The 12,617-nt window shown below is 35.5% G+C and carries 7 protein-coding genes and 5 tRNA genes; 7 read left to right on the forward strand and 5 right to left on the reverse strand.

Going from position 1 to position 12,617, the window contains the following annotated elements:
- The first annotated feature begins 46 nt into the window (after positions 1–46).
- The 7 genes from ACY0M5_RS08485 to ACY0M5_RS08515 all read left to right on the forward strand — a co-directional run bounded on the left by ACY0M5_RS08485 (position 47) and on the right by ACY0M5_RS08515 (position 10,836).
- A complete protein-coding gene (locus ACY0M5_RS08485; RefSeq protein WP_461631460.1) occupies positions 47–466 on the forward strand; it encodes a GH39 family glycosyl hydrolase in 420 nt (139 codons plus the stop codon).
- 7 nt (positions 467–473) lie between these two features.
- Entirely contained in the window at positions 474–1,025 is a 552-nt protein-coding gene (locus ACY0M5_RS08490; protein WP_461631461.1) for a hypothetical protein, read from the forward strand.
- Between the two features lie 171 nt (positions 1,026–1,196).
- Positions 1,197–1,568: a hypothetical protein gene (locus tag ACY0M5_RS08495; protein WP_461631462.1), complete on the forward strand. Its 372-nt coding sequence runs from the start codon at positions 1,197–1,199 to the stop codon at positions 1,566–1,568.
- A gap of 219 nt (positions 1,569–1,787) precedes the next feature.
- Positions 1,788–3,731, forward strand: coding sequence for a sialate O-acetylesterase (locus ACY0M5_RS08500; protein WP_461631463.1), 1,944 nt, complete (start codon positions 1,788–1,790; stop codon positions 3,729–3,731).
- Positions 3,732–4,170: 439 nt separating this feature from the next.
- A complete protein-coding gene (locus ACY0M5_RS08505; protein WP_461631464.1) occupies positions 4,171–5,523 on the forward strand; it encodes an alpha-L-fucosidase in 1,353 nt (450 codons plus the stop codon).
- Between the two features lie 55 nt (positions 5,524–5,578).
- Positions 5,579–6,241, forward strand: a complete 663-nt coding sequence (locus tag ACY0M5_RS08510) for a DUF459 domain-containing protein (RefSeq protein ID WP_461631465.1) — start codon at positions 5,579–5,581, stop codon at positions 6,239–6,241.
- A 578-nt stretch (positions 6,242–6,819) separates the two neighbouring features.
- Positions 6,820–10,836 carry a hybrid sensor histidine kinase/response regulator gene (locus ACY0M5_RS08515; protein ID WP_461631466.1) on the forward strand — a complete coding sequence of 1,339 codons (4,017 nt, stop codon included), beginning with the start codon at positions 6,820–6,822 and terminating at the stop codon, positions 10,834–10,836.
- An 836-nt stretch (positions 10,837–11,672) separates the two neighbouring features.
- Here ACY0M5_RS08515 and ACY0M5_RS08520 read toward each other — a convergent pair.
- The 5 genes from ACY0M5_RS08520 to ACY0M5_RS08540 all read right to left on the reverse strand — a co-directional run bounded on the left by ACY0M5_RS08520 (position 11,673) and on the right by ACY0M5_RS08540 (position 12,190).
- Positions 11,673–11,760, reverse strand: a tRNA-Ser gene (locus tag ACY0M5_RS08520).
- Between the two features lie 11 nt (positions 11,761–11,771).
- A tRNA-Gly gene (locus tag ACY0M5_RS08525) sits at positions 11,772–11,844 on the reverse strand.
- Between the two features lie 45 nt (positions 11,845–11,889).
- A tRNA-Tyr gene (locus ACY0M5_RS08530) sits at positions 11,890–11,971 on the reverse strand.
- A 23-nt stretch (positions 11,972–11,994) separates the two neighbouring features.
- Positions 11,995–12,067: transfer RNA gene (locus ACY0M5_RS08535), tRNA-Gly, on the reverse strand.
- Between the two features lie 41 nt (positions 12,068–12,108).
- Positions 12,109–12,190: transfer RNA gene (locus tag ACY0M5_RS08540), tRNA-Tyr, on the reverse strand.
- Positions 12,191–12,617 lie beyond the last annotated feature (427 nt).

The raw sequence follows: 12,617 nt of genomic DNA on the forward strand, positions 1-12,617 counted from the left end.
TCTTCTCAAAACAAAATATCTAACACTTGAATAAACAAATAGAAGAATGAGATTTAGTCGTTTGTATATTTTTTCGCTTGCATTTTTATTGGTTTTGCCGGTATTTGCAAAAAAGAATAAGGAAACTAATTTGAAAGAAAGAGTTATCAGTGTTGATTTCAACTTTGAAAAAGGAGCTTTGAATACAATGTTCAAAGAATGCATTGGAGCCGGGCGTGCAAATGAAGGGTTACGTGCAGATTGGCAACAACAGTTAGCATACACAAAAAAAATGTGCGACTTTAAGTATATTCGTATGCATGGTCTTTTGAGCGATGATATGGTTGTTTACTTCGAAGACAGCAAAGGAAATCCCCAGTACAGTTATATGTATATTGATGCATTGTATGATTATTTATTATCAATAGGGATGAAGCTTTTTGTAGAATTGGGATTTATGCCTCAAGCATTGGCCAACGGTCAGTAAACTGTTTTTGGGTGGAAAGGAAATATTACTCCTCCCAAAGATTATCAAAGGTGGATTGGGATTGATGATCATTCAGGGTATTAAGAAAGCTTCTTTTTATGCCTATAATTACATGAATAAGCTCGGTGATGCAGAGTTGGTTAATAATGATACTAGATCCTGGGCATCAAAAGATGATGGCGGTGACATTCAATTACTTCTTTGGGATTTCACAAACACACATCCCGGTGATTCTATACATAACCAGAAATATTATATACAGGATTTACCGGCAAAGTCAAAAGGTAAGGTAAAAGTAAACCTGACCAATGTTCCGTCAGGACAGTATACACTGGAGATTTATAAAGTGGGTTATCGAGTGAATGATGCTTATACCTGTTATATAGATATGGGAAGACCCAATCAACTTAACAAACAGCAGGTGGAAGAACTAAAAAGGCAAAATGATGGTTCTCCTGTTTTCACTGAATTGGTTGACATCGATTCGAACGGAGAATTTACCAGGGAGCTAGATATTCGTGAAAATGATGTTTTCATGCTCAACTTGGTAAAGAAATAGAGAATTGCTAAAACTTAGATGTTTCATTTATTGATGAGATATATTTTGAGTATAAATTATGAAGCAAATAAAAAGAAGTTGTAGAGAAGCAACTTCTTTTTATCGTTAATTGGCAATAAATTTAACCATGCTTGATATTAAAATCAGCACGTTTAAAATTGAATCTTAATTATGAGAAGAACATTATCATTAATTATTTGCATAATGATTGTGGTGAGTGTTTGTGCCCAGAAATCATATCCGTTTCAAAATACTAAGCTGGATGATGAAAAACGGATAGATAATATCATTTCATTACTAACTGTAGATGAAATGATTAATTGTTTAAGTGCCGGATTTTCTGTACCAAGATTGGGAATCCGGAATAGTGGCAATAGTGAAGGGCTACATGGATTATCGCAAGGTGGTCCGGGTTTTAATTATGGCCCCAAAATCCTAACAACTCAATTCCATCAAGCAATAGGTTTAGCTCAGATGTGGGATGAACAATTGCTTAAAGAGGTAGCTGCTCAACAGGATTGTGAAGCTCGTTATGTTTATTAAAGTCCTAAGTATTACCGAGCAGGCCTTGTTGTGTGTGGGCCAAATGGCATTATTTTCTATTCAGCCTGGTAATGTGGAAGTAATGGCAGGTGCATCTTCTGCTGACATTCGTTTGACAACAACGTTAAGGCTGAAATGATCAAATGGTATTTAGAGAGCAGTTAGATCAAATATTTGACAGAAGTAATATTTAATGCATTATAAAATAATTATTTAAAGATGAATATAAGAATATCACTTAGCATTTTTGCAGTACTCTTTATTCAATCCATATGTTATGCTCAGGTATCCTTGCCTAAGGTATTTGGCAACCATATGGTTTTACAAAGAGGAATTCAAATCCCGGTTTGGGGAAACGCATCTTCGGGAGCGGAAATAGTTGCAGAACTTGGAACTGAAAGTATAACAACAAAAGCAGATCAGGATGGAAACTGGAAGGTTCGTTTCCCTGTATTTAAAGCAGGTGGTCCTTATGTGCTTAAAATATACGAATCAGGAAAGTTAGAAGAATCAATTGAATTTAAAGATGTTCTTATTGGGGACGTCTGGATTGCATCAGGTCAATCCAACATGGAATGGCAGGTGCAGCAAGCGCAGGATGCCAAAAATGAAATAGCAAAAGCTAATTTTCCTCAGATGCGCTATATTTTTGTTGGGCACGATACAAAGCTAACTCCTCAAAAGGATATTTTATCGGGCACATGGAAGGCATGTGATACCACCAGTGTGAAAGAGTTTTCTGCTGTTGCTTACTATTTTGCGCGTAAAATACACCACGACCAGAATGTTCCCATAGGTATTGTACAAAGTACATGGGGCGGAACACCTGTTGAATCGTGGACAAGCCGTGAAATGTTGCTTTCATCACCAATTACCAAACCCAGTGTACTTGGCAATGATACACTTACTCCTCAACACTTTCTGCAAGACAGCCTGAATATGATCCGTTTTTGGGACATTGTATATCATCCAAAGAACAATACGGATAAAATAGTTTCTGCACAAGTTTATGATGATTCCGGCTGGAACGAAGTTGAAATGCCTAAGTTGATAAAAGATTTTGGTGTTGGTGCTTATGAAGGAATGGCATGGTTTCGTAAAAAGGTTGTGTTGCCCGAATCTTTTATCGGAAAAGATTTAACCCTGAATTTAGGACACCCTGAAATGAATTATTCGCTGTATTTCAATGGCGAAGAAATTTGTAAGACAGTTTGGAATGCTAATCTAACGCATTATTATACCATTCCGGGCAACTTTGTGAAGAGTAGAGAAAATACTATCTCAATAAGAATCGCAATGCTATGGAGTGGCGGAGGATTGAATCCTCCGGCAGAAGATATTTACATTACAAATGGAGATTTAAAAATTTCTTTAGCCGGAAAGTGGTTCTATAAACTCGATCTTGAACCAACAATTCCAACCATTCACAACTATCAATACTATCCTGATATGCTGTTTAATGCTATGATTAACCCGCTTATACCATACGGAATTAAGGGATTCATTTGGTATCAGGGTGAAGCCAATGATTCGGTTGCTTATAATTACAGAAAGATGTTTCCCATGATGATAAAAGACTGGCGGAAACGCTGGGAGATGGGCAATCTTCCGTTCCTATATGCACAGTTGGCAAACTACAAAAAAGAGCAATCTCTTCCTTCCGAAAGCGAATGGGCTGAGTTAAGAGAAGCTCAAACATTAGCGCTTTCAGAACCCAGTTCCGGAATGGCTTGCATCATTGATATTGGAGATGCGAATACGATTCATCCATTGAATAAGCAGGAAGTAGGACGCCGGTTGGCATTAATAGCCAATAACCAGGTATATAAAGAGGATTGCGTTGCATCAGGTCCAATGTATAAAAGTTCTAAAAGAAAAGGGAAGCGTATCCGTATCAGTTTTACAAATACAGCTTCAGGACTTTCAACAAAGGATGGAAAAGAAGTAATTGGATTTGTGATTGCCGGTAACGACAAAAAATTTTATTGGGCAAAAGCTGTTATTGAAGGAAACAAGGTTGTGGTTTATTCAGATAAGGTTGCTGAGCCTGTGGCAGTACGATATGCCTGGGCTGATAATCCTGTATGTAACCTCATAAATTCAGGAGGCTTGCCAGCTGTTCCTTTCAGAACAGACAACTGGAAAGGAATTACTCAAAAGTAAGCAAGTTATAAAGATTGCAAAAATAACAGAGCTTACATACAAACAAAGTATTCAACTATAATGATTAAGAAACTGATTTTTCCTACCATTTTAGCCGTGTGCATATCCTGCCAGATTAAAAATGTACAGATATTGAAAAATAGAGTTTTTGAAACGAGCCATGTGAAGACTTTTCTCACACAAAGATGACTAAGTTGGCGAGTTCCCCCGCAACGCTGCGGGGCAGGCTATGTGGCAAATTGAAGAAAAAATAAACATATGAAACTGTCAGGGCCAGCGCAAATTATTGGACACATAACCTGTTCCGTCAAAACGGGAACCTGTTCCGCTTTAGCGGAAGGAGTATAGCCTTCCGTAAGGCTGCTGAACAGGTACTCCGAACTTGATTCGGGGATTGTGAATTGCGTTGGTTATCAATGTTCTACTAATTTTTAAGCAGATGAAAAAATATATAATCATATTCGTTTGGGTTGCATTGGTAATTTGTTGTTCAACCAAAACCCTTAAAGCCCAATATCAAATTCCTGAGAAATTAGGTTGGTGGTACGAAGCTCGCTTTGGGATGTTTATTCACTTTGGAAGTTACTCTTACCTGGGGCATGGAGAATGGGCTTTCAGTATTGAAAACTGGAAGAAAGCTGATTACCAGGAAAAGGTTTCTTCTCATTTTAACCCGGAAGAATTTGATGCTAATGAAATTGTCCGTTTGGCCAAAGATGCAGGAATGAGATACATCGTTATCACAGCTAAACATCATGAAGGGTTCAGCATGTGGGATACTAAAGTGAAGAGTTTTAAAGATGTTACAGGCAAAAAGATGTACAGTTTGCGCCGCTTTACAACTTTCGGAAAAAGAGATGTGCTAATGGAACTGAAAAAGGCCTGCGAAGCAAATGATATTAAGTTTTGTCTCTATTATTCAATCCTTGATTGGGGGCACTCTTCACAGAAAATCAATCATATAGATGGCAGTACCTTTTCTTCTATGAAATCTGATTCAGCACGTACTGCCTATATCCGTGATATGAAAGCCCAGCTCAAAGAGCTAATCAAAAGATACCATCCTGCTGTACTATGGTTTGATGGCGACTGGACCCGTAGAGCAGATAAGCCTACACCGGAAAAGTGGTGGACAAAAGAAGATGGTATAGATTTGTATAATTACCTAGTAAAACTGGCTCCGGATATGATCATAAATGAGCGTGTAGCGCGAAGTTTTGGATTGGGAGATTTTGAATGCCCGGAACAGGAAGTGCCGGAAACGCCAAGCAACCGCCAGTGGGAGACCTGTCAAACAATGAACAAGAGCTGGGGGTATAATGAGAACGATCATGATTATAAATCAGTTAAGATCTTAATTCAGGAATTGGTAAAAGTAGTTTCCCGCGATGGGAACTATCTGCTTAATATTGGCCCTAAGGGGGATGGAACAGTGCCTGTTCAAACAACAGATACCTTACAAAAAATAGGCGACTGGATGAAAATTTACGGAGAAAGTATTTATGGCACCACACGTAGCCCTTTCAAAACCGAACCGGACTGGGGCTTTTATATCAAGAAGGAAGGTAAACTGTATATTCATGTTTTTAGTTGGCCTAAGACTGGTGAGTTAACGATTCCCACATTGAAAAATGATATTAAAAAAATATATTTGATGGCTGATTCGGAAAATGAACTTAATTATACAGTTAACAACGGAGAGATTAAGATTTCCTTACCTGAAGATGCTCCAAACGAAATTAATTCGGTGGTAGTTATTGACGTTGAGGGACTACCGGAGGCATCTGAATGATTGGGTATGATCTTTGGGACAAATGATTAATATTAAAAACACTAAAAGTAATAAGATGATGAAACATTTTTTTTGTGAGATGAGAAAATATAGGTGGGTTTATGTTCTTGCTGTCATGGCAATAATGAATGCATGTACTGGTAAAGTTACCCGGGTGGTTTGTGTGGGTGATAGCATTACAGAAGGTTTTGGTTTGGCAGTTCAAAGCAAAACAGGATATCCGGTGGTGCTTGACAGTATTCTTGGAACCAATTACAGGGTATTGAATTCGGGCAGAAGTGCTACAACACTCCAGCAAAAAGGGGATTTTCCTTATTGGATTTGTAAAGAGTTTTCTAATGTGTTTGCTTTTGACCCTGATATAATCGTTATCAAGTTGGGAACCAATGATACTAAACCATATAACTGGCAAGCAGATCGGTATGAAAAAGATTACCAGGCTTTAATAGATACTTTTAAAACCATACCAGCAAAGCCACAAATTTATTTATGCTTGCCGGTTCCTGTGTTTAAAACAAAGTGGGGGATCAACGATTCTACTGTTGTTAATGGTGTGATTCCTATTGTTAAAAAAATAGCAAAAGCCAATAATCTGCCAATAATAGATTTGTATCATCAAATGCAGGATCAGGGTGCTAATTTCCCTGATAGTATTCATCCAAATGAGCAGGCAGCTGAAGTTATGGCGGGAATCATAGCTAGAGAAATTGGTAAGTGAATACTATTTACCTACTTTTTTAACTTCGTATATTTTTGATTGATCTCTTTTTTGCTATATCCAACAAAAGAGAAGGAATGTTAGTAGTTCCCTATGTAGTGCTTTTAAGAAAACACAATCTTTTTCAAGTGGTGTTTTCTTAAAAGCACTATGTATGATTGGGTTGCGTTGTTGATACTAGTGTTATGTAAGGAATTTCAGGCAAGCCTGGGCAAAAATAATTAGGGTTGGCTCTCAAAGGGCATGCTTGACATGACACTAGATTAAATTTAGTTGAGAATTGAAAATTAACGTAGTATAATCGCTGTCGGAAACCAAAACTACTTTCCTGATTTAAAGGTCAGCGAAGCAAATAAGTCGGGTTAACTCCATCGTAAAATCACTTACAGGATTGTCAGATCTTGTTTTTTGGATGCAGGTAAAGTAAATGTTACACTGGCGATTATTGTTTGTTATTAGGAATGAAACATGGGGATACTTTTTCCAATTAATGATGCTGCCATAATATATCAATCAAATATCCTGGCTGTGAAATATTTTATATAAATTTAGATTGTTGAGAGTTTAAAAGATAAATTATGAGGATGAGGAGAATAGCAAAACTGTTGAGTATAATATTGGTATGTACAGTTTCATTAAACGTAGTTGGTCAACCTTCATATATTTTTCATCATTTGAATACAAATGACGGGCTTTCCAACAGTAATGTCAGAACAATCTTAAGAGATAGTTACGGATTTTTATGGATCGGAACCGGATATGGGTTAAATCGTTATGATGGTTATGGGTTTAAAGTATATTTAAAAAATAAAGACATAAGTAAGTCATTATCAGACAATGAAATTTTGGACTTGCAAGAAGATGGACTTGGTAATATCTGGATCAAAACGAAGTTTGGTTATATGGTTTATAACAGGAACAAAGATTGTTTCATTACCGATATAAGTGATTTTCTTAAAGATTTTGGCATTGAGGTCGATCGGAACTATTTGGTGCATGTTGATAAAAATGAAGACTTATGGGTGTTAAGTGATCAAAAAGTTTTCTTTTATGATACTCATACAAAGAAACTAAAAGCTTTTGCAATGAAAGTTCGGGTGGATGAAGTAATTACTTCAGATTTTAGCGATGACGGGGAGAGTTTGTATGGTAATTTTAATAAAGGAGTTATTTGGCAGATAAATAAACGTACAGGCAATCAGGAGGTAGTGAAAGTTAATAACGTTTTTGGATCTGGAGATAGTGATTATTTTAATAAGATATTTGTTGATGATCACCGGGGTATTTGGCTTTTTTCTCGAAAAAATGGTCAATTGCTATATCGAAAAAGTGGACAATCTGATTGGAATATTTTGAAATTGCCTTCATCAGTGGAGACAAGAAGTAATGGTGTATTAAAATTAATGAATGATGACAATGGACGTATCTGGATAGGTACTGATCATAAAGGTGTATTTATATATGATCAAGTCAATAATCAGTTGACCAATTTGCTTTCTGATGATAAAACAAGCTCTTCTATTGCATCCAATAATGTTGCATGTTTATATAAAGATAAAAGCGGCATTATTTGGTTAGGACATAATAAAAAAGGTATCTCCTTTTATCATGATAGTTTTCGTAAGTTTTACAATGTTGAATATGCCGAATGTGAGGATGTTAGTGTGGTTTTGGAAGATGGAAAGGGAAATGTTTGGTTAGGTACCGATGGAAAGGGTTTGTATGTGTCCCGAAATGTATCTGAAAATACTATTGAAAAATTACCAATTGAGAATAGTTCGATCATCTCATTATTGGAAGATAAGAGTGGTCGAATTTGGGTCGGAACCTATTTGAATGGCTTGTATTGTATCGAAGGTGCTAAAATTAAGCATTATACCAAGGCTAATAGTAAGTTGGTTTCTGATGATATTTGGTGTTTAAAAGAAGATAGGTATGGGTCTATATGGATTGCTTCTCTTAACGGTGGAATCCAATGTTTGAAATTAGATAATGATAGTTTTGATTCCCTATTCTTGGTTTCGGAAGAGATTAAATATCCATTAGATATGTTCTATGATGGAGGTGATAAGTTTTATGTTGGTACCGTAAATGGACTTTATATTATAGACATTACTGATGGAGATCAAGAGTTGCACCAACAAAATAAAAGAGGAACGCAGCAACTAAAAGAAATCGTTATTAATAATGTTTATATCGATCGGTTAGGTAATATTTGGTTAGGCAATTCTCAAGGATTGACCATATGGGATATGAAAAACGATTCTTTGCATTACCTTAATAAAGAAAGCGGGTTGTGCGATAATATCATTAGAGGTATTGTCGAGGATGATCAAAATAAAATATGGGTAACTACAAGTAATGGTCTATCAGTTCTTTCTACAGAGCGGGATTTGTACGGTGAATTAAAAATTTCGAACAAGAACTATTCTACAAAGGATGGAATTAGTACGAACTATTTTAATAATCATGCAATTTGTAAGTTATCTAATGGTGATATTTTATTGGGAGAAACACAAGGTTACACCATTATTAATCCCAATAAACTGGCAGAAACTTATTTACCCAATACCAAAGTTTTTTTAACAGGGTTAAGTGTAGGTAATAATAATATAATGGTAGATTCATTATATAGTGGTCGTAAAATTTTAAACAAGTCTATTGAGCTAACAGATACTGTAACCTTTAGCTATAAGGATATGCTTCTTTCATTTCATTTTACTACCGGAGATCTGATAAATGCTGATAAAGTAAAATATGAGTATAAATTAGAAGGATTTAGTGATCAATGGATTGAAACACAGGAGAATAGAATTGTTTTTTCTTCGTTAAATCCAGGTGGGTATAAACTATTTATAAAAGCCTGTAATAGTAATGGAGTTTGGAGTAATCAAGTCACCACTTTGAATATTAATGTAACACCTCCTTTCTATTTGTCATGGATTGGGAAAACATTGTCTATCATTATTCTTTTAACTCTTATTTCATATATTTTTTATCGAACCCGTAAAAGGAACAATCTTAAGTTCGAATATAAACAGATGCTGATGAAGCAAGAACAAGAAAAGATATTAAATGATATGAAATTAAGGTTTTTTACAAATGTTAGCCATGATTTACGAACGCCTCTTACCCTTATCACTACTCCATTACAAACCATATTAAAGGAAGAATTAGACGCTGGTTTACGTAAAAAACTGCAAGTAATTTATAAAAATGCGGAACAATTATTCTCACTAATAAACTCCTTATTGGATTTTCGAAAGTTAGATGTGGGAGGAGAAGTGTTAAATTTGCAATTGGGAGACTTTGTTAATTTTGTTAAAGATGTTTGTCTTTCATTTAATTCGCATGCGGTTGATCGAAATATACAATTTTCTTTCTCTAATGAAATCGAAAATCTAACAATGCAGTTCGATCAGGTTAAAGTTCATAAAATGGTATTAAACCTGCTTTCTAATGCATTTAAATATACATCAAATGGAGGAAATATTAATGTACATGTTTGCACGGAAGATAGTGACGTTTGTGTTAGTGTTTCAGATTCAGGACAGGGTATTAACAATGAAGATAAGAAGCACATTTTTGAACGCTTTTATCAGGCATCACAGAAACAAGAGAAAACAGGAAGTGGAATAGGTTTGCATATTGTAAGTGAATATGTTCGTTTACATGATGGTATTATTACTATTTCTGATAACCAACCACAGGGTAGTGTTTTTACAATTAAACTTCCAATTCAGAAAATAGATTATGATAATGAATTAAACATACTTGAAGACATTAGCGATGAAGCTATAGATAAGATGGAAATTCAACAATCCCCAATCAAACCCGTATTATTATTTGTAGATGATAACAAAGACCTTTGTGAATTTATGGCTGAAAGTTTACAAGTTGAATACATTGTATTGATTGCTTATAACGGTGCTGAGGCCTTGGAGAAATTAGAGAACAATGATATTAAAATTGTGGTTAGTGATGTAATGATGCCTGTTATGAATGGTACTGAATTGTGTAATCGAATTAAAACAAATATTCAATGGTCGCATATTCCAGTGATTTTATTAACTGCCAGAACTACAGAAGAATGCAAGATTGAAGGATTTGAACTTGGCGCTGATGATTATATAACTAAACCATTCAATTTTGATATACTTAAATTACGGATAAGTAAGTGGCTTGAATGGACAGTGAAGAGTCATGTTTCATTTAGTCAAAAAGTTGATGTATCACCGAGTGAAATTACGATTACCTCACTTGATGAACAACTAATAGAGAAAGCTATTAAAGTAGTTGAAGAGCATATTAATGATACAGAATTTTCTGTGGAGGCTCTTGGTTCCGATATTGGATTAAGCAGAAGTCACTTATATAAAAAATTAATGTCAATAACCGGTAAAGGCCCGGCTGAATTTATTCGTACTATACGTCTAAAAAGAGGTCGTCAATTACTAGAGAAGAGTCAGCTTCAAATATCAGAAATTGCATATGAAGTAGGTTTTAATTCACCCAAAAGATTTGCTATTAACTTTAAAAGTGAGTTTGGAGTAACGCCTTCGGAGTATCAACGCAGCTACAAGGAAAAGGAATAATACATTAGCAGTTTGTTGGACTTTCACAACCGACAAAAAATTATTGAAGTGTTCAAATAACTACTAAATATTATTTTTGCTTTTAAATGTAATTGCTATGTTTAAAGGAAAGACTATCATAGGGGTCACTGAAAAGTTTAGGAGAGATAAAGATTGTTTAGCTTATTCATTAATGGTTATTACCTCACTTTGGCTCATTTAGGCTTCCTTTTAGGTTTGTTTTCCAAACGATGTTTTGAAACGTTTTTGTCAAATTTCTGGCAAAATTCATCTGCCAGGTAGAAAATTTCTATAATTTTAGCTTCTGTTAATTGTATGGATTTTATTTATAATTAATTGTTTGTCAGACTTTTAAATTGAAAAAATACATGCTTTTATTCAAATAATTTCTCGCTTATTTTACTTCTACTATTCTTAAAATCAAGACATTATAAATCGAACTCAGGTTATTAAGTATATTAATTCTTGTGATGCAACTTATTTAAGGAGAGGTAAGGATGTCGTTGTAGCAAATAATGGAGATTCTCCATTTTTCAGTTGAGTAGTTTTTCTTGCAAAAAATAAAATAGAAGTAGTTTGTCTCATTTTTACTGGTTTTTGAATGTTTTAAAACGATTTGTCAAAACTAGCAAACGAGTGATTTTTGAGCGGAGCAAAACAGTGAATAGCAGTGCATTAGTACCTGTTCGAGGTGTAGCAAAATCAAACTTTAAAATCTACACCGAATTCTACTCCTTTTTATTGCTGTTTAAGGTGTTTAATTGCTTTGGTACTAAATGAAGAAAGCCTTGTAAACGTTAAGTTTACAAGGCTTTTCCTTCTATTGCATTTCTGCATGGCGGAGAGAGAGGGATTCGAACCCCCGGTACGTTGCCGCACAATAGTTTTCAAGACTACCGCATTCGACCACTCTGCCATCTCTCCAATAATAATTGAGCGGGAAACGAGACTCAAACTCGCGACCCTCAGCTTGGAAGGCTGATGCTCTATCAACTGAGCTATTCCCGCATTGATGATTTCATAAGGATTGAGCTTTCTCAATCGAAATCAAAGTGGGGAGAGCAGGATTCGAACCTACGAAGACGAAGTCAGCGGAGTTACAGTCCGCCCCAGTTGGCCACTTTGGTATCTCCCCAAATAATAATTTCAAAAAAAATGAGCGGGAAACGAGACTCAAACTCGCGACCCTCAGCTTGGAAGGCTGATGCTCTATCAACTGAGCTATTCCCGCATGCAAGAAACACGTTTGTTTCTTGGTTAAAAAATTTAAAGTGGGGAGAGCAGGATTCGAACCTACGAAGACGAAGTCAGCGGAGTTACAGTCCGCCCCAGTTGGCCACTTTGGTATCTCCCCAAATGCAATGTATGTAAAGAACTTTGTTTCTTGATTGCGGATGCAAATATAGGAGCTTTACTACAAAATACAAGGGGTGCCTGTGTTTTTTTTTCAAAAAAAACGAAATATTTATGTAAGTGTTTGATTTCCTATGAAATATTTTTTCAATATAATTCGTCTGGAAATTTGAGACGCTGTTTTTTTATGAAACAGGGCTGCTTTTATTGCGATCTGAAAATTGAATGGAACTGATTTCGCTTCTGTCGATTTTTTGACGGAGATCAGATGGGGGGATTTCACAGTATCTATTTTTAGGCCGTTTAAAGAGTAAAGAATTGTGAACAGAGCTGATCGTTGATTTATACCTGTAAGTCTTTTCCTGCGCTTTCTATTGTTGTAAATAGTAATTTTTATCAGTTTGTATTTTATAAAAAGAGCAAAAAAA

The sequence above is a fragment of the Labilibaculum euxinicum genome, from assembly GCF_963678175.1.
Lineage (GTDB): Bacteria > Bacteroidota > Bacteroidia > Bacteroidales > Marinifilaceae > Labilibaculum > Labilibaculum euxinus.

Bases quoted from the DNA above. Each gene is read 5' to 3' on its own strand.
- ACY0M5_RS08485 (WP_461631460.1), top strand. From the start codon at position 47: ATGAGATTTAGTCGTTTGTATATTTTTTCGCTTGCATTTTTATTGGTT.
- ACY0M5_RS08505 (WP_461631464.1), top strand. From the start codon at position 4,171: ATGAAAAAATATATAATCATATTCGTTTGGGTTGCATTGGTAATTTGT.
- ACY0M5_RS08510 (WP_461631465.1), top strand. From the start codon at position 5,579: ATGATGAAACATTTTTTTTGTGAGATGAGAAAATATAGGTGGGTTTAT.
- ACY0M5_RS08515 (WP_461631466.1), top strand. From the start codon at position 6,820: ATGAGGATGAGGAGAATAGCAAAACTGTTGAGTATAATATTGGTATGT.
- ACY0M5_RS08495 (WP_461631462.1), top strand. From the start codon at position 1,197: ATGAGAAGAACATTATCATTAATTATTTGCATAATGATTGTGGTGAGT.
- ACY0M5_RS08500 (WP_461631463.1), top strand. From the start codon at position 1,788: ATGAATATAAGAATATCACTTAGCATTTTTGCAGTACTCTTTATTCAA.